This window comes from Pseudomonas sp. D3-10, assembly GCF_051132175.1.
In the GTDB taxonomy this organism is placed as follows: Bacteria; Pseudomonadota; Gammaproteobacteria; order Pseudomonadales; family Pseudomonadaceae; genus Aquipseudomonas.
Genome location: NZ_CP071668.1, coordinates 4,046,656 through 4,064,897 on the forward strand (window position 1 = coordinate 4,046,656; position 18,242 = coordinate 4,064,897).

Sequence of the window (18,242 nt, forward strand, 5' to 3'; positions counted from 1 at the left end):
AAACACTCCGTTAGACAAGGCGCGGCGTCGGGCCGCGCCCCTCCAGAATCAAATACGCCGAGCGGCGTAGCGCTTGAGCATGCTAGGCACATCGAGGATCAACGCGATGCGGCCGTCGCCGGTGATGGTGGCGCCGGACATGCCCGGGGTGCCCTGGAGCATCTTGCCCAACGGCTTGATGACCACTTCTTCCTGGCCCACCAACTGGTCGACGACGAAGCCGATCCGCTGGGTGCCCACCGAAAGGATCACCACATGGCCTTCGCCCTGCTCCACATGAGCGGCAGAGCTGACCAGCCAGCGCTTGAGGTAGAACAGCGGCAGTGCCTTGTCCCGTACGATGACCACTTCCTGGCCATCGACGACGTTGGTGCGCGACAGGTCGAGGTGGAAAATCTCGTTGACGTTGACCAGCGGGAAGGCGAACGCCTGGTTGCCCAGCATCACCATCAGGGTCGGCATGATCGCCAAGGTCAACGGGACCTTGATGACGATCTTCGAGCCCTGGCCCTTGGTCGAGTAAATGTTGATCGAACCGTTGAGCTGGGAAATCTTGGTTTTCACCACGTCCATGCCCACGCCACGACCCGACACATCGGAAATCTCGGTCTTGGTCGAGAAGCCCGGGGCGAAGATCAGGTTGTAGCACTCGGTGTCGCTCAGGCGATCGGCCGCGTCCTTGTCCATCACACCGCGTTTCACCGCAATGGATCGGAGCACGTTCGGGTCCATGCCCTTGCCGTCGTCGGAGATCGACAGCAGGATATGGTCGCCTTCCTGCTCGGCGGCCAGGATCACCTTGCCGCTGCGGACCTTGCCTGACGCTTCGCGCTCTTCCGGCGACTCGATGCCGTGGTCGACCGCGTTGCGCACCAAGTGGACCAGCGGGTCGGCCAGGGCCTCGACAAGGTTCTTGTCGAGGTCGGTCTCTTCACCCACCAGTTCCAGGTTGATTTCTTTCTTGAGCTGGCGAGCCAGGTCGCGAACCAGGCGCGGGAAGCGCCCGAAAACTTTCTTGATCGGCTGCATCCGGGTCTTCATGACCGCGGTTTGCAGGTCAGCCGTGACCACGTCGAGGTTCGACACGGCCTTGGACATGGCTTCGTCCTGGCTGTTGAGGCCCAGGCGCACCAGCCGGTTACGCACCAGCACCAGTTCGCCGACCATGTTCATGATCTCATCCAGCCGCGCGGTGTCGACGCGAACGGTGGTCTCGGCTTCGCTCGCCGGTTTTTCGGCGGGCGCGGCAGAAGGCGCGCGAGCCGGGGCTGGCGCCGCTGCGGCGGCAGGCTTCGGGGTTTCGGCTTTCGGTTCCGGCGCCTTGGCGGCCGGCTTCGGCGCGGCCTTGGCGGCGGGTGCAGCCGTGGCGGCAGCGGCAGGCGCGGCGGCGGCCGTGCCGACTTCGCTGAACTTGCCCTTGCCATGCAGCTCGTCGAGCAGCGATTCGAATTCGTGGTCGCTGATCAAGTCGCTTCCGGCTGCCGCTGCCACTGGTTTGGCCGGGGTCGGCGCCGAAGCGATGGCCGAATCCAACGCGTCGACGGCAAAGTTGCCCTTGCCATGCAACTGGTCGAGCAAGGCTTCGAATTCGTCGTCGGTAATGTCGGAGTCATCCCCCGCTGCCTTTGGCGCAGCCGGGGCCGCCGGCGCTACGACCGCATCGGGGGCGAACTGGCCCTTGCCGTGCAGTTGGTCGAGCAGCGATTCGAACTCATCGTCGGTAATTTCATCGCTGGCAGCGGCATCGGCGGCTGGCGCAGCGGGCGCGGCCGGAGCCTCGGCTTCGGCCTTGACGGCGTTCAGCGAGTCCAGCAGCGATTCGAATTCATGATCGGTGATGTCGCCCGATTCTTGCGCAACCGGTTCTTCGACCACAGGCTCGGCAACGGGCATGGCCTCGTCAGCCGACTGCGGCTCGGCCAGGCGCGACAGCGCGGCGAGCAGCTCGGGGGTGGCCGGGGTGATCGGCGAGCGCTCGCGCACTTCGCTGAACATGCTGTTGACCGCATCCAGGGCCTCGAGCACCACGTCCATCAGTTCCGAGTCGACGCGACGCTCACCCTTGCGCAGGATGTCGAACACGTTCTCGGCAATGTGGCAGCACTCCACCAGCTCATTAAGCTGGAGGAAGCCGGCGCCTCCTTTTACAGTGTGGAAACCGCGAAAAATTGCATTGAGCAGATCCGCATCATCAGGTCGGCTTTCCAGCTCGACCAGCTGTTCGGATAGTTGCTCTAGAATCTCGCCGGCCTCAACCAGGAAATCCTGAAGGATCTCTTCATCGGCGCCGAAGCTCATTAATGGCTGCTCCTAAAATAGGGCTAAAACTTAGAATCCAAGGCTGGACAGCAAATCGTCCACATCGTCCTGACCGGACACAACGTCTTCTCTTTTATCGGCATGAATCTGCGGACCTTCACCCTGAGAGAGATGTTTTTGTGGATCTTTTTCGGCAAGCATCGCTTCACGGTCGTGTTCGATACCTGCAAAGCGGTCGACCTGGCTAGCCATCAGCACCAGTTTGAGCAGGTTGCTTTCCACTTCGGTGACCAGTTGGGTCACACGCTTGATCACCTGGCCGGTCAGGTCTTGATAGTCCTGGGCCAGCAGAATGTCGTTGAGGTTGCTGGCCACGGCGCGATTCTCGGCGCTGCTGCGCGCCAGGAAACCGTCAACCCGACGGGCCAGCTCCCGGAACTCCTCGGCGCCGACTTCGCGACGCATGAACCGTCCCCAATCGGTGCTCAACGCCTGGGCTTCCTCGCTCAGGCCGTTGACCAGGGGCGTTGCGCTTTCCACCAGGTCCATGGTGCGGTTCGCTGCGGCTTCGGTCAGCTTGACCACATAACCCAGGCGCTCGGTGGCGTCGGTGATCTGCGAGACTTCCTCGGCCTGCGGCATGTTCGGATCGATCTGGAAATTGACGATCGCGCTGTGCAGTTCACGGGTGAGCTTGCCGACTTCCTGGTACAGACCGCGATCACGGGTCTGGTTGAGCTCATGAATCATTTGAACCGCATCGCCGAAGCGGCCCTTTTCAAGGCTGTCTACCAGTTCGCGGGCATGTTTTTTCAGGGTCGATTCGAAATCGCCCATTGAAGATTCGTTGTCCATAGCTCCCCCGTGGCGCCGTTAACCGATGCGTTCGAAGATTTTTTCGATCTTCTCTTTCAACGCCTGGGCCGTGAAGGGTTTGACCACATAGCCGTTCACACCGGCCTGGGCCGCTTCGATGATCTGCTCGCGCTTGGCTTCGGCAGTGACCATCAGCACCGGGAGGTGCTTGAGTTTTTCGTCGGCGCGCACGTGGCGCAGCAAGTCGATACCGGTCATGCCAGGCATGTTCCAGTCAGTCACCAGAAAGTCGATGCTCCCGCTGTTGAGGACCGGAATGGCGGTTGTGCCATCGTCGGCCTCGACCGTGTTGGTGAACCCGAGGTCACGCAACAGGTTTTTTATGATCCGCCGCATCGTTGAGAAGTCATCAACGATGAGGATTTTCATGTTCTTGTCCAATTCGACCTCCAAGCAGTCTTAAACGCGCCCAGCACCTGGACGCGCCATTTCAATCAATCCGGCACAACACTCGACAACGGTATGGAGCACAACGGATGGAGACTGGCCCGGCATACGCCATGCCAGCCCCGCTCGCAGCGTCCCCACACTGCTCGTCAGCGCGCTCGCCACTCCCCCAAACGCCCCCGCAAGCGGGCCGCGCACTGGCTATGTAACTGGCTGACCCGCGATTCGCTGACCCCCAGGACTTCACCGATTTCCTTGAGGTTCAGCTCTTCGTCGTAGTACAGCGCCAAGACCAGTCGCTCACGCTCCGGCAAATTGGCAATCGCATCCGCCAGGGCGCTCTGGAAACGTTCATCTTCCAGGTCGCGCGACGGCTCCATGTGAGCACTCGCGCCGTCCTCGTGCAGCCCTTCGTGTTCGCCGTCCTGCAACAGGTCGTCGAAACTGAACAGGCGACTGCCCAAGGTATCGTTCAAAATCCCGTAATAATCATCGAGACTCAACTGGAGTTCGGCCGCAACCTCGTGATCTTTAGCGTCTCGCCCGGTTTTCGCTTCAATCGCACGAATCGCGTCGCTGACCATGCGGGTGTTGCGATGCACCGAACGCGGCGCCCAGTCGCCCTTGCGGACCTCATCGAGCATCGCCCCGCGGATACGGATACCGGCGTATGTCTCGAAACTGGCGCCCTTGCTCGCGTCGTATTTGTTCGACACTTCGAGCAGGCCGATCATGCCCGCCTGGATCAAGTCCTCGACCTGGACACTGGCCGGCAAACGCGCCAGCAAGTGGTAGGCGATGCGCTTGACCAGTGGCGCGTAACGCTCGATCAATTCGTACTGGGCGTCCCGTGCCGATTTTTTGTAGAGATGGTTGTAACCGCTGGCTGTCATAACACGGGCCCTGCTGTTTGTTGCACGAGACGCTCGACGAAAAATTCCAGATGCCCACGTGGGTTGGCCGGCAGCGGCCAGGTGTCGACCTTCTGGGCGATCGCCTTGAACGCCAGGGCGCATTTGGAACGAGGAAAAGCTTCATAAACGGCACGTTGCTTCTGGACAGCCTTGCGTACGCTTTCGTCGTAAGGCACTGCGCCGACGTATTGCAGGGCGACGTCCAGGAAGCGATCCGTGACCTTGGTCAACTTGGCGAACAGGTTGCGTCCTTCCTGTGGGCTTTGGGCCATGTTGGCCAGGACGCGAAAGCGGTTCATGCCATAGTCGCGGTTAAGCAGTTTGATCAGCGCGTAGGCGTCGGTGATCGACGTCGGTTCGTCGCAGACCACCAGCAACACTTCCTGGGCGGCGCGCACGAAACTGACCACCGAGTCACCGATACCGGCAGCCGTGTCGATCACCAGCACATCGAGGTTGTCACCGATGTCGCTGAAGGCCTGGATCAGGCCGGCGTGCTGCGCCGGGGTCAGGTGAACCATGCTCTGGGTGCCGGAGGCGGCCGGCACGATGCGAATCCCGCCGGGGCCTTGCAACAGCACGTCGCGCAATTCACAGCGCCCTTCGATCACGTCCGCCAGCGTGCGCTTGGGTGTGAGCCCCAGCAGCACGTCGACGTTCGCCAGGCCCAGGTCGGCGTCCAGCAGCATGACCCGTCGGCCAAGCTCTGCCAGAGCCAGGGACAAGTTCACTGACACGTTAGTCTTCCCGACGCCACCTTTGCCGCCGGTCACCGCGATCACCTGTACGGGATGCATGCTGCCCATGTTCGTTCTTTACCTTGTCTTACTTAGACGGAGGCCACATTACTGGCTGCGCGTTCACATACGGAACAATGCATGGCAGACCATCGATGTAGGTACAAAAAATATTCATGAATACCTCAGCCAACCTGCTTGGTCGGGCTGTGGTAGATATCAGCGAACATGTCAGCCATGGCTTCTTCGCTGGGTTCTTCCTGCATTTGCACACTCACGGCACGACTGACCAGTTGATGACGGCGCGGCAGATGCAAATCATCCGGGATCCGCGGCCCGTCGGTCAGGTAGGCCACCGGTAGTTCATGACCGATCGCCAGGCTCAACACCTCGCCCAGGCTTGCCGTTTCGTCCAGCTTAGTCAGGATGCAGCCGGCCAGCCCGCAGCGTTTGTAACTGTGGTATGCGGCGGTTAGAACCTGTTTCTGGCTGGTGGTTGCCAACACGAGATAATTTTTTGACTTGATGCCACGCCCGGCCAGGCTTTCCAGCTGCATGCGCAGGGCCGGATCGCTGGCTTGCAGGCCGGCGGTGTCGATCAGTACGACGCGCTTGCGCATCAGCGGTTCCAGCGCCTGGGCCAGGGACTGGCCCGGATCCACATGGGTCACCGACACATTGAGGATCCGGCCCAAGGTCTTGAGTTGCTCCTGGGCACCGATGCGGAAACTGTCCATGCTCACGAGGGCGATACTCTGGGCGCCGTACTTGAGTACATAACGGGCCGCGAGCTTGGCCAGAGTGGTGGTCTTGCCCATGCCGGCCGGGCCGACCATGGCGATTACTCCGCCCTCTTCCAGTGGCTCGACTTCCGGCGTGGCGATCATCCGCGCCAGGTGCGCAAGTAGCATGCGCCAGGCCTGGCGAGGCTCGTCGATGTCGCTGATCAATGCCAGCAGGTCGCGCGCCAGCGGGCCGGACAGGCCAATGCGTTGCAGGCGACGCCACAGGTTGGCCTGGGCCGGACGGCTGCCTTGCAGTTGGTTCCAGGCCAGCGAGCCGAGCTGGACTTCCATCAGCTCGCGCAGGCTGTTGAGTTCGAAGCGCATCGAGTCCAGGGCACGGGGATCAACGCCCGCGGCTGCGGCAACGGGTGCCGGTGCCGGACGACGCGGTTCGGCCGGCGTCGGCTCGATCAGCGGTTCGGCAGCGGTCAGCGGCAGGCCTGCGGTCAGTGGCTGGCCGGCGAACAATTGACGATTGGTGCCCGCGCTGGCCGAGCCTTCGCTGCTGCGCAGGCTCAACTCGGCCTGGGCGCTGGCGATGCGCGACTGAGTTTTGCGCAGCTCGTCCTCGAGCTCCATGTTCGGAACGCGAGGGGCCAGCGCCGACAATTTGTAGTCCAGGGCTGCCGTCAGCTCGACACCGCCGGCGATACGACGGTTGCCGATGATGGCTGCTTCAGCGCCCAGCTCGTCACGAACCAGTTTCATGGCCTGACGCATATCGGCGGCGAAAAAACGCTTCACTTGCATAAACCACTACCTCAGCCGTTGGGCCCTACTGTCGCAACGATGGTCACTTGCTTGTTGTCCGGTATTTCCTGGTACGCCAGCACATGCAGCCCCGGGACCGCGAGGCGCCCGAACCGCGAAAGCATCGCGCGTATCGGACCGGCCACCAGCAGGATCACCGGTTGGCCTTGCATCTCTTGCCGCTGGGCTGCTTCGATCAGCGAACGCTGCAGCTTCTCGGCCATGCTTGGCTCCAGCAGAACACCCTCTTCCGAGCCTTGTCCTGCCTTCTGCAGACTATTGAGCAATATCTGTTCCAACCTTGGTTCCAGAGTGATCACAGGCAGCTCAGACTCAGTGCCTACAATGCTTTGGACGATTGCGCGGGATACGCCGACCCGCACCGCAGCCACCAGAGCGGCGGTATCTTGACTCTTCGAAGCGTTGTTGGCGATCGCTTCGGCAATGCTGCGTATGTCGCGCACCGGAACCTGTTCGGCCAGCAGCGCCTGCAACACCTTGAGCAATTGGGACAACGAAACCACGCCCGGCACCAATTCTTCAGCCAGTTTCGGCGAGCCTTTGGCCAGTACTTGCAGCAGTTGCTGGACTTCTTCGTGACCGATCAGCTCGCTGGAATGCTTGTAGAGAATCTGGTTCAAGTGGGTCGCCACGACCGTGCTCGCGTCCACCACGGTATAACCGAGGGACTGGGCCTGGGCCCGCTGGCTGATTTCGATCCACACCGCTTCCAGGCCGAAAGCCGGATCCTTGGCGGTAATGCCGTTGAGCGAACCGTAGACCTGCCCTGGGTTGATCGCCAGCTCGCGGTCCGGGTAGATCTCGGCTTCCGCCAGGATCACGCCCATGAGCGTCAGGCGATAGGCGCTCGGCGCCAGATCGAGGTTGTCGCGAATGTGGACGGTGGGCATGAGGAAGCCCAGATCCTGGGACAGCTTCTTGCGCACGCCCTTGATCCGCGCCAGCAATTGGCCGCCCTGGTTGCGATCGACCAATGGAATCAAGCGGTAGCCGACTTCCAGGCCGATCATGTCGATCGGCGTCACATCATCCCAACCCAATTCCTTGGTTTCCATGGCACGCGCTGGCGACGGCAGCAGTTCCTGCTGGCGCTTGACCTCTTCCAGCGCCTGGACCTTCTGCACGTTCTGCTTCTTCCAGAACAGGTACGCGCCACCCGCGGCCAAGGCCGCCATGCTCAGGAAAGAAAAATGCGGCATTCCCGGCACGAGGCCCATCACCGCCATCAGGCCGGCCGCCACGGCCAGGGCCTTGGGCGACGCGAACATCTGGCGATTGATCTGCTTGCCCATGTCTTCGGAGCCCGAAGCACGGGTCACCATGATCGCCGCCGCTGTGGATAACAACAGTGATGGCAATTGCGCCACCAAACCGTCACCGATGGTCAGCAACGCGTAGACCTTGCCGGCGTCGCCGAAAGCCATGCCGTGCTGGAAGATACCGACGGCCATGCCGCCAATCAGGTTGATGAACAGGATCAGCAGGCCGGCGATGGCGTCACCGCGGACAAACTTACTGGCACCGTCCATGGACCCGTAGAACTCGGCTTCCTGGGCTACTTCGAGACGGCGCAGCTTGGCCTGGCTCTGGTCGATCAAGCCGGCATTGAGGTCGGCGTCGATCGCCATCTGCTTGCCAGGCATCGCGTCGAGGGTGAAACGCGCGCTCACCTCGGAAATCCGCCCGGCGCCCTTGGTCACCACGACGAAGTTAATGATCATCAAGATGGCAAAGACCACGATACCGACCACGTAGTTGCCGCCGATCACCACTTCGCCGAAGGCCTGGATCACCTTACCGGCGGCCTGGTGCCCCTCGTGACCGTGAATCATCACCACCCGGGTGGACGCCACGTTCAGCGCCAGGCGCAACAGCGTCGCCACCAGCAGGATGGTCGGGAAGACGGCGAAGTCCAATGGGCGCAGGGCGTATACGCACACCAACAGCACCACGATCGACAAGGCGAGGTTGAACGTGAAGAACACGTCCAGCAGGAACGGCGGTACCGGCAGCATCATCATGGCGAGCAGGACCAGCAGCAACAGCGGCACGCCCAGATTGCCCCTGCTGAGGTCTACGACGTTGCTGCGAGCGGTGCTGAGTAACTGAGAGCGATCCACCAATATTCCCCGTTCCTGGAAGCAAACTTTTGACGCCCGGAAGGGGCGCAGGCGGGGTATTGCAAGAAGCTTTCCAACTTTTGCGGGAGGTTGAAATAGAGCGGCCTGGCGCACATCAACCCTGTGGGAGCGAGCCTGCTCGCGATTGCGGATTGTCAGTCAACATTTGTAGCGACTGAGCTATCGCATTCGCGAGCAGGCTCGCTCCCACAAAGGCTTCGCATCATCAGGAATCAGGAATCGCGGCGCAAATCCGGCGGGATGGGCAGGTCCTTGAGCGGTTCTGGCCGCTTGCCCTTGCCGGCGCGGTGCTGGCGGATCTGGTAGACGTAGGCCAGCACCTGGGCGACGGCGAGGTACAAGCCTCCCGGGATTTCCTGGTCAAGCTCGGTGGAGTAGTAGATCGACCGCGCCAATGCCGGAGATTCGAGCAGCATCACTTCGTTGGCGACGGCGATCTCGCGAATCTTCAACGCCAGGAAATCGCTGCCCTTGGCCAGCAGGACCGGCGCATTGCCCTTGTCGGGATCGTACTTGAGCGCGACGGCATAGTGAGTCGGGTTGGTGATGACCACGTCGGCGTCGGGAATCGCCGCCATCATCCGCCGCTGGGAAACCTCGCGCTGCAACTGGCGGATCCGCTGCTTGACCTCCGGCTTGCCCTCCGAGTCCTTGTACTCGTCGCGCACCTCCTGCTTGGTCATCATCAATTTCTGCTTGCTCTGGTAGAGCTGGATCGGCACGTCGATGGCGGCGATGAGGATCAGCCCGCAAGCCATCCACAAGGTGCTCCAGCCGACCAACTGCACGCTATGGATGATGGCTTGCTCCAGCGGCTCATGGGCAATGCGCAGCAGATCGTCGATATCGGCCTGCAACACCGCCAGCGCGACGAACAACACCAGGAGAAATTTTCCGAAAGCCTTGAGCAGTTCCATCAACGCCGTGGTGGAAAACATGCGCTTGATACCGGCGGCCGGATTCATCCGGCTGAACTTCGGTGCCAGGCTACCGGCGGCGAACAGCCATCCGCCCAGGGAAATCGGGCCGATGAAAGCCGCCAACAGCAGAAAAATGAGCACCGGTTGCATTGCAAGCATCGCGATCTTGCCCGAATGCAACAGGTACTGCGTCATAGCGCCCGGCGTGAGCAATACCTCGCGAGGCAAGGAAAAATTCAACCGCATGATTTCCAGCAGATCCAACGCCAGTCCGCCACCGTAAATCAGCAAGCCACCGGCACCGGCGAGCATGATCGCCAGGGTGTTGAGCTCCTTGGAACGGGCAATCTCGCCCTTTTCCCGGGATTGCTTCTTGCGTTTCTCGGTGGGGTCTTCTGTTTTATCCTGACCGCTTTCGCTCTCGGCCATGGTTCAGCGCGCCTGTGCCATGTCGCGTAACAGCTGCAAGGCCTGGGTGGCCAACGGCTGATACTGATTGAGAATGTCCCCCAGGCTGACCCAGAAAATCACCATGCCCAGCACCAGGGTCAGCGGGAAGCCGATGGAAAAGATGTTCAACTGCGGCGCCGCCCGGGTCATCACGCCGAAGGCGATGTTGACCACCAGCAGCGCGGTAATCGCCGGCAACACCAGTACCATCGCCGCGCCGAGGACCCAGCCAAGCTTGCTGGCAATGTCCCAGAAATGATTGACCAGCATCGCGCTGCCTACCGGCAATGTGGTGAAGCTCTCCGTCAATACTTCGAACACCACCAGATGCCCGTTCATGGCGAGGAACAGCAACGTCACCAGCATCGTCAGGAACTGCCCGATAACGGCAGTGTTCACGCCGTTGGTGGGGTCGATCATCGAGGCGAACGCCATGCCCATCTGGATCGAGATGATTTGCCCGGCCACCACGAATGCCTGGAAAAACAACTGCAGCGAAAAGCCCAGCAAGGCGCCTATGAGGATCTGTTCGGCCACCAGCATCAACGCGGTGAGGTCCAGGGCATTGACCGGCGGCATGGGCGGCAGCCCGGGGGCGATGACCACCGTAATCGCCAGGGCGAAATACAGGCGCACACGACCCGGCACCAAGGTCGTGCCGAAGACCGGCATGCTCATCAGCACGGCCGTGACACGAAACAACGGCAGGATGAACGACGCCACCCAGGTACTGATCTGGGTATCCGTCAGCGCGAGCATCGACATCGTCAGCCGATCAACTGCGGAATACTGCCGTACAACTGCAGGATGTATTCCATGAAGGTTTGCACCAGCCAGGGGCCGGCGACGATCAGCGTTACCAGCATCACCAGCAGGCGCGGCAGGAAACTCAGGGTCTGCTCGTTGATCTGCGTGGCGGCCTGGAACATCGCCACGAGCAAGCCAACCAGCAGGCTCGGGATCACCAGGATGGCCACCATCATGGTGGTCAGCCAGAGGGCCTCGCGGAACAGGTCTACCGCTACTTCAGGCGTCATATCGTGCTACCCGCGTGAGAGGTCTAAACACCGCCGAAACTGCCCGCCAGGGTGCCGATGATCAACGCCCAGCCATCCACCAGCACGAACAGCATGATCTTGAATGGCAGCGAAATGATCAGCGGCGACAACATCATCATGCCCATGGCCATGAGGATACTGGCGACCACCAGGTCGATGATCAGGAACGGGATGAATATCATGAAACCGATCTGGAAGGCGGTCTTGAGCTCGGAGGTCACGAACGCCGGCACCAGGATGGTCAATGGCGCCTGGTCGGGGCTGGCAATGTCGGTGCGTTTGGACAGGCGCATGAACAGCTCCAGGTCGCTGCTGCGGGTCTGGGCGAGCATGAAATCCTTGATCGGCACCTGGGCCCTGGCCACGGCATCCTGGGCGCTGAGGGTTTCCGCCAGATAGGGTTGCAGCGCGTCCTGGTTCACCCGGTCGAACACCGGCGCCATGATGAACATGGTCAGGAACAGCGCCATGCCGGTGAGGATCTGGTTCGACGGCGTCTGTTGCAGGCCAAGGGCCTGGCGCAAGATCGAAAAGACGATGATGATCCGGGTGAAACTGGTCATCAGCATGACGAACGCCGGGATGAAACTCAGCGCGGTCATGATCAGCAGGATCTGCAAGCTGACCGAGTATTCCTGTGCCCCTTCGGCGTTGGTGCCCAAGGTGATCGCAGGGATCGACAGCGGGTCGGCGGAGAACGCCAACGGCGCGGCCAGCATCAGGGCCAACGCCAAGAGAATGCGCAACGGCATTACTTTTTATCCTTTTGGTCTTTTCCCAGCAGTTCCATGAGCCGTTGGGCAAACTCGGGCGTGGCCTGCTCCGTGACCGGCACCTGCACCGGTTCCTTCAGGACATGCAGCGCAGTGATGCTGCCAGGACTCAGGCCGAGCAGGATCTGCTCGGTGCCGACCTGCACCAGCACCAGCCGATCCCGTGGCCCCAGCGCGCGGGAACCGACAATGTCGATGACCTGCCCTTTGCCGGCAGGCCCCGCCTGCTGAACGCGTCGCAGCATCCACGCCAGGAAGAAAATCAACCCGAGCACCACCAGCAGGCCCAGCACCAGTTGCGCCAGTTGCCCGGCCATGCCGCTGCCACTCGCCGGCGCAACGGCAGCCGTGGCCACCGGCTCGGCTGCCAGAACACTGAACGGCAGCATCAGGGCTGCGGCGAGAAAGCCTTTCATTCAGCGCAGCTTCTTGATGCGTTCGCTCGGGCTGATCACGTCCGTCAGGCGAATGCCGAACTTCTCGTTGACCACAACCACTTCGCCATGGGCGATCAGGGTGCCGTTGACCAACACATCCAGCGGCTCACCGGCCAGGCGATCCAGCTCGATCACCGAGCCTTGGTTGAGCTGCAGCAAGTTGCGGATGTTGATGTCGGTGCTGCCCACTTCCATGGAAATCGACACCGGGATGTCGAGGATCACGTCCAGGTTGGGACCGTCGAGCGTCACTTGTTCGTTGCTTTTCGGCACGCTGCCGAATTCTTCCATTTGCAAGCGGTTGGACCCATGGTTGCCTGTGTCAGCCGCCAGCAATGCATCGATGTCTGCCTGCCCGGCATCGCCGGTTTCTTCCAGGGCCGCAGCCCACTCATCGGCCAGCGCCTGGTCATCCTGGGTATTCATATCGTCAGCCATCATGTTTCCTCGGCGGGCAAAAATCGGTTAAAAACCAAAACTTAAGAAGTTGACACCGCTCAGCGGCGTTCGATCGGCTCGATCACCTGCAACGCCAGGTTGCCTTTGTGAGAGCCCATCTTGACCTTGAAGGCCGGCACGCCATTGGCGCGCATGATCATGTCTTCCGGCATTTCGACGGGGATGATATCCCCCGGCTGCATGTGCAGGATGTCCCGCAATCGTAGCTGGCGCCGGGCGACCGTCGCGCCGATCGGCACGTCGACATCCAGCACGTCCTGGCGCAAGGCGTTGATCCAACGCTCGTCCTGGTCGTCGAGGTCCGACTGGAAACCGGCGTCGAGCATTTCACGCACCGGCTCGATCATCGAATACGGCATGGTCACGTGCAGGTCGCCGCCACCCCCATCGAGCTCGATGTGGAACGTCGAGACGACAATCGCTTCGCTTGGGCCGACGATGTTGGCCATCGCCGGGTTCACTTCCGAGTTGATGTACTCGAAATTCACTTCCATGATCGCCTGCCAGGCTTCCTTCAAATCGACGAAAGCCTGCTCCAGCACCATGCGCACGACACGCAGTTCGGTCGGTGTGAATTCGCGACCTTCGATCTTGGCGTGACGACCGTCGCCGCCGAAGAAGTTGTCCACCAACTTGAACACCAGCTTGGCGTCGAGGATGAACAATGCCGTGCCACGCAGCGGCTTGATCTTCACCAGATTGAGGCTGGTGGGCACGTACAGCGAATGCACGTATTCGCCGAATTTCATCACCTGCACGCCACCCACGGCCACGTCGGCCGAGCGGCGCAGCATGTTGAACATACTGATGCGGGTGTATCGGGCGAAACGCTCGTTGATCATTTCCAGGGTCGGCATGCGTCCACGAACGATGCGATCCTGGCTGGTCAGGTCGTAGCTTTTGACGCTGCCCGGTTCAGCAGCGTTTTCGGTCTGCACCAGGCCGTCGTCGACACCGTGCAACAGCGCGTCGATTTCGTCCTGGGACAACAAGTCCTGCACGGCCATGTCGTGTTCCTACTGCAATACGAAGTTAGTGAAGAGCAACTGTTCGATCACCACTTTGCCGAGTTCTTTCTGGGCCACTTCCTGCACGCTGGCCGTGGCTTTCTGACGCAGCATTTCCTGGCCCACCGGAGTGGCCAGGGTGTCGAAACTCTGTCCGGAAAACAGCATCACCAGATTATTGCGAATCAGCGGCATGTGTACACGCAACGCTTCCAGGTCGGCCTGGTTGCGCCCCAGCAAGGTAATGCTCACCTGCATGTAGCGCTGACGACCGTTCTGGGTGTAGTTGGCGACGAAGGCCGGGGCCATCGGCTCGAAAACCGCTGGCTGCTTGCCCACCGGAGCAGCTTCCACCGCCTCGGCCGGCTTGCTCTGGGCGTTGTGCATGAAATACCAGGTCGCCCCCACGGACACGCCCACGGCCAGGAGCAAGCCCACCACGATCAGGATGATCATCTTGAGTTTGCCTTTGGTTGCGGGGTCTTTTACAGCTGCTGCTTCGCTCTTCGCCATGCCAATAATCCGTCGTTAATCGGGGGTTCGCTGTTGCATGGCTAGGCTGGAGCAAGTGTTATGCCAGAAGAGAAACGATGGTCGACGCAATTTCGAGAACACCCTAAACCATTATGGGAGCGAGCTTGCTCGCGACGCCGGTTTTTCAGCCACCGTTGCAGGTGAATGATCCATCGTTATCGCGAGCCAGCTCGCTCCCACAAGGTTAATGCGTTGAATCAGGCGTAATAATCGACCGCGCTGGTGCCAATGACGCTGGTGGTGCTGGCCGCCACTTCGGCAACGCTGGCCGGCACCTCTTCATCCAGCGAGTCAACTCGGCCGCCGGAGGACGTGGTGCGTCCAGCCTGGGCTTGCTGCTGGGCCTGTTGATCCTGGTTCTGCGAGCCACGGGATTGATCCGACACGCTGACGTCGACCTGCCCCATTCCCTGCTGGGCGAAACTGTCACGCAGACGATGCATCTGGCCTTCGAGGGCTTCGCGCACGCCTGAGTGGGCGCTCATGAAGGTCACCTGGGTCTGCTGGTCTGGAATCATGTTCACCCGAATATCCAGGCGTCCGAGCTCGGCAGGTTGCAACTGGATGTCGGCCGCCTTGAGATTGGCGCTCGACAAGTACATCACCCGGTTGACCACCTCCTCGGTCCAGCCGCCCTGGTTCATGGCGATGGGCTGATTGACCGGCACCGCGTTGGCGGTTTTCGGTGTGGCGGCCTGGGTCAGTGCCGCCAGGCGGTTGGCAAAGTCATCCACGCGCGTATCGCTGGAAGCGGCCGTCAGATCCTTGAGGCCTTCGCTGATCAGGCCACTGAACGCCTTGTCACCCCCCTGGCTGCCGGCACCGGTGCTGTCCTGGTCGGCTTGCACGGTGAGCATGCTCGCCATACCGGCGGCGAACGTCTGGGCCGAAGTCGGCTCACCATCGAGAGACGCCGGCGCAGCGGTCTTGGACTGCGCCTGGCTGGAAGCGGACACGTGGCCGCTCTGCTCCATCGCCAACCGCAACGCCGGTAGTGCGTCGAGCGGATCGGCCTGCGGGTCGAACTCCGGGTCCGTCACCGGCGCCGAGGCATTGGCCGCCACACTCGGGGCAACGGGAGCCGCTACCGCCGCAGTGACTTGGGCCTCGATCGTAGGCACCACGGCAGGCTGCGCCTCAGCGACGCCCTCTGGAATAACGGTGCCCGGCAACAACGCAGGGTCCAGCGTCGGATCGACAGGCGCGGCATCCGCTACCGGCGTTTCTGGCGCATCGCTGTCGGCATCATCCGCCGTCTTGCTGCCGGCAGTGGTCGGCTTGTCGGCGGGCAAGGGTTTGCCGCTATCGGCAACCGCCGGCTCCGGAGCGGCAGTATCGCTGCCCGCGTCCTTCTTGGCGGCATTGTCGGCGGTCTTGTCGCGCACCGGTTTTGCCGATGGCTCAGGCACCGCCGGTGATTTGACGGGTGCCTGCTTGGCGAAGACCTGGGCGAAGCTGGAGGCTCTGTTCTCGGCGTCCGGACCTGCTGCCAGTGGATTGACGGCGGCCTGCGGCTTGGCCTGGGCGGTGGCCTGGAGCAGTGTGTTGGGTGTAACGGGCATAAGATGGTCTCCGCTGCACTGGAATCATAGATGCAGTTGAGACAGGGCAATGCAAGGGACGGGCCAATGAAGCAAACGGGATGCTTCAGCAGTGAAAGCTTTCGCGCTCTTCTCGACAAAGCGTACGAACGTGAGCGAATTCGCTATCGATTTCATTGACCAGGCTCTCGATACCGTGCAGCGACGGCTCCTTGGCACGCTGCTCCAGCTCACCACACAGCTCGGCCAGGCGAATGGCGCCCATATTGCTGCTGCTGCCCTTGAAACTATGGGCAGTAGCACTGAGCATTTGCGCGTCCCTCGCCTCGTGCAGTACACGAAGGCGGGCTTCGGAATCCTTGAGGAAAGTATCCAACAGCTCCGGATACCCGTCCTCCATGACTTCCTTCAACGTGCTCAGCACGTCGAGATCCAGATGAATTTCGTTCACTTGTTCGCTCCCTGATCAAGAATGGCCCCGATTATGACAGAGCCTCCCAGAAAAACTCCACGCGCGCACTACGACCATCGTCGGACCAGGAGGCCTGATGACAGAGTTGGCGCACCAGGCTCACGCCGCGCCCCGACAATCGATCCCGGTCCAGCGGCCGCGCCAACACCTTGGCGACATCGAAGCCCTTTCCGCTGTCTTCGACTTCAATGATTAGTCTGCCACCGTCGCCCTGGGGCGTGACGTGCAGATGCACCCGCACGTGACCATCGTCCAGCTTGTCCAGACGCGCGCCGCGCTCCTGATAGTAACGAGCAAAACCGGTCGCATCACGCTTCAGGCTGGAGTCGAGCCCCAGCACCCCGTGTTCCAGGGCGTTGGAATAAAGCTCCGACAACACGTTGTATAGGGCTCCACTCTGCGCCCTGAGCCCGTGGACCTCCAACAATAATTGCAGCAGGTAAGGCATCGGGTTGAAGCGCTTGAGTGTTTGCGCGCGGAATTCGAAACTCAACGACCAATCCAGCGGACTGGACTGGCCACTATCGGAATAGACCGGTGGCGGCGGGTTGAGTTGCGTCGGCGCGACCAGCCGCACCTCGACCATGCTGAAGTCATCACGGGCCTCACCGCGAAAATCCCGCAAGGCTTGCTGGATATCCTCGAAGAGACGGTCGGGTTCGCGGTTGGCCGAGAACACCTGCTGCAACCGCTCCACGCCAAACGGTTGATCATCGTGGTCGCTGGTTTCTATCACTCCGTCGGACAACAGGAAGACCCGATCACCCACCGACAGCGAGTGGACCTCGGTGCGATCGTCGAACAACTGGGGCGTCAGCACACCCAGCGGCAAGTGCCGCGCCGGCAACGGCGTGCGCACGCCACTGAGGCTGTCGTGCAGATACCCGTCAGGCATGCCGCCATTCCAGACCTCGACGGTGCAGCGCTGGAAACTCATGCTTAACAGCGTCGCGCAACAGAACATATCCACCGGCAGGATGCGCTTGAGCTTGGCATTCATCTCCCGCAGGATCTGCGCCAGGCCATAACCTTTGGCAGTCATCCCGTAGAACACTTCCGCCAGCGGCATCGCGCCGACCGCCGCCGGCAGGCCGTGCCCGGTAAAATCGCCGAGCAGGATATGCATGTCGCCGGCCGGGTTGAACGCGGCCAGCAGCAAGTCGCCGTTGAACAAGGCATAAGGTGATTGCAGATAACGGATATTCGGCGCGCTCAGGCAACCGGAGTGGGCAATCTTGTCGAACACGGCCTTGGCGACCCGCTGCTCATTGAGAAGGTAATCGTGGTGTCGGGCGATCTGGTCGCGCTGCTCGACCACCGTGGCCTGCAACCGACGCAAGCGGTCCATGGCCTTGATTTTCGCAGCCAGGATGACTTGGTTATAGGGTTTCGCCAGGAAGTCATCCCCACCGACCTCAAGGCATCGGGCGAGCCCTTCGCTTTCGGTCAATGAGGTGAGGAAAATGATCGGGACCAACTGATCCCCGGCCAATTGCTTGATTTTTTGCGCCGCTTCGAAGCCATCCATGACCGGCATCATCGCGTCCATCAGCACAAGATGAGGACGCTGCTCCAGATAGACGTCGACCGCCTCGGCGCCATCGGCAGCGGTGAGCACGTGGTGCCCCTGGCGACGGACAATGGTCGACAACAGCAGTCGGTCGGCGGCACTGTCTTCGGCAATCAGGATCGTCAGCGGCTCCGGCGACGATTGCATGGCG

18 protein-coding genes are annotated in these 18,242 nt (G+C 61.2%); all 18 read right to left on the reverse strand.

What is annotated here, in order from left to right:
- Window positions 1-48 precede the first annotated feature (48 nt).
- A complete protein-coding gene (locus tag J3P90_RS18120; protein WP_434563018.1) occupies window positions 49-2,298 on the reverse strand; it encodes a chemotaxis protein CheA in 2,250 nt (749 codons plus the stop codon).
- Between the two features lie 30 nt (window positions 2,299-2,328).
- Entirely contained in the window at window positions 2,329-3,114 is a 786-nt protein-coding gene (locus J3P90_RS18125; RefSeq protein WP_420767365.1) for a protein phosphatase CheZ, read from the reverse strand.
- Window positions 3,115-3,132: 18 nt separating this feature from the next.
- Window positions 3,133-3,504, reverse strand: a complete 372-nt coding sequence (locus J3P90_RS18130; protein WP_003183998.1) for a chemotaxis response regulator CheY — start codon at window positions 3,502-3,504, stop codon at window positions 3,133-3,135.
- A 167-nt stretch (window positions 3,505-3,671) separates the two neighbouring features.
- Window positions 3,672-4,415 carry an RNA polymerase sigma factor FliA gene (gene fliA, locus J3P90_RS18135; RefSeq protein WP_003184000.1) on the reverse strand — a complete coding sequence of 248 codons (744 nt, stop codon included), beginning with the start codon at window positions 4,413-4,415 and terminating at the stop codon, window positions 3,672-3,674.
- A complete protein-coding gene (fleN, locus tag J3P90_RS18140; RefSeq protein WP_003184001.1) occupies window positions 4,412-5,242 on the reverse strand; it encodes a flagellar synthesis regulator FleN in 831 nt (276 codons plus the stop codon). The genes fliA and fleN overlap by 4 nt, the downstream gene beginning before the upstream one ends.
- 116 nt (window positions 5,243-5,358) lie before the next feature.
- Complete coding sequence (flhF, locus tag J3P90_RS18145) at window positions 5,359-6,708, reverse strand: flagellar biosynthesis protein FlhF (RefSeq protein ID WP_420767366.1); 1,350 nt, start codon at window positions 6,706-6,708, stop codon at window positions 5,359-5,361.
- Between the two features lie 11 nt (window positions 6,709-6,719).
- Complete coding sequence (flhA, locus tag J3P90_RS18150) at window positions 6,720-8,849, reverse strand: flagellar biosynthesis protein FlhA (protein ID WP_420767367.1); 2,130 nt, start codon at window positions 8,847-8,849, stop codon at window positions 6,720-6,722.
- Window positions 8,850-9,082: 233 nt separating this feature from the next.
- A complete protein-coding gene (gene flhB / locus J3P90_RS18155) occupies window positions 9,083-10,219 on the reverse strand; it encodes a flagellar biosynthesis protein FlhB (RefSeq protein ID WP_420767368.1) in 1,137 nt (378 codons plus the stop codon).
- Between the two features lie 3 nt (window positions 10,220-10,222).
- A complete protein-coding gene (fliR, locus tag J3P90_RS18160) occupies window positions 10,223-11,005 on the reverse strand; it encodes a flagellar biosynthetic protein FliR (RefSeq protein ID WP_420767369.1) in 783 nt (260 codons plus the stop codon).
- A gap of 2 nt (window positions 11,006-11,007) precedes the next feature.
- On the reverse strand, window positions 11,008-11,277 hold the full coding sequence (gene fliQ / locus J3P90_RS18165) for a flagellar biosynthesis protein FliQ (protein ID WP_003184009.1): 270 nt from the start codon (window positions 11,275-11,277) through the stop codon (window positions 11,008-11,010).
- Between the two features lie 23 nt (window positions 11,278-11,300).
- Complete coding sequence (gene fliP, locus J3P90_RS18170) at window positions 11,301-12,050, reverse strand: flagellar type III secretion system pore protein FliP (protein ID WP_420767370.1); 750 nt, start codon at window positions 12,048-12,050, stop codon at window positions 11,301-11,303.
- Window positions 12,050-12,487, reverse strand: a complete 438-nt coding sequence (gene fliO, locus J3P90_RS18175; RefSeq protein ID WP_434610286.1) for a flagellar biosynthetic protein FliO — start codon at window positions 12,485-12,487, stop codon at window positions 12,050-12,052. Before fliO ends, fliP begins: the two co-directional genes overlap by 1 nt.
- Window positions 12,488-12,946: a flagellar motor switch protein FliN gene (fliN, locus tag J3P90_RS18180; protein ID WP_420767372.1), complete on the reverse strand. Its 459-nt coding sequence runs from the start codon at window positions 12,944-12,946 to the stop codon at window positions 12,488-12,490.
- Between the two features lie 59 nt (window positions 12,947-13,005).
- On the reverse strand, window positions 13,006-13,974 hold the full coding sequence (gene fliM / locus J3P90_RS18185) for a flagellar motor switch protein FliM (protein WP_003184019.1): 969 nt from the start codon (window positions 13,972-13,974) through the stop codon (window positions 13,006-13,008).
- Window positions 13,975-13,983: 9 nt separating this feature from the next.
- A complete protein-coding gene (gene fliL / locus J3P90_RS18190) occupies window positions 13,984-14,487 on the reverse strand; it encodes a flagellar basal body-associated protein FliL (RefSeq protein WP_420767373.1) in 504 nt (167 codons plus the stop codon).
- A gap of 218 nt (window positions 14,488-14,705) precedes the next feature.
- Entirely contained in the window at window positions 14,706-16,070 is a 1,365-nt protein-coding gene (locus J3P90_RS18195; RefSeq protein ID WP_434650326.1) for a flagellar hook-length control protein FliK, read from the reverse strand.
- A gap of 85 nt (window positions 16,071-16,155) precedes the next feature.
- The gene (locus tag J3P90_RS18200) at window positions 16,156-16,500 is read right to left on the reverse strand and encodes an Hpt domain-containing protein (protein ID WP_420767375.1); all 345 of its coding nucleotides are present in this window, start codon (window positions 16,498-16,500) and stop codon (window positions 16,156-16,158) included.
- 31 nt (window positions 16,501-16,531) lie between these two features.
- The gene (locus J3P90_RS18205) at window positions 16,532-18,238 is read right to left on the reverse strand and encodes an ATP-binding SpoIIE family protein phosphatase (RefSeq protein WP_434675168.1); all 1,707 of its coding nucleotides are present in this window, start codon (window positions 18,236-18,238) and stop codon (window positions 16,532-16,534) included.
- Window positions 18,239-18,242: the final 4 nt, after the last annotated feature.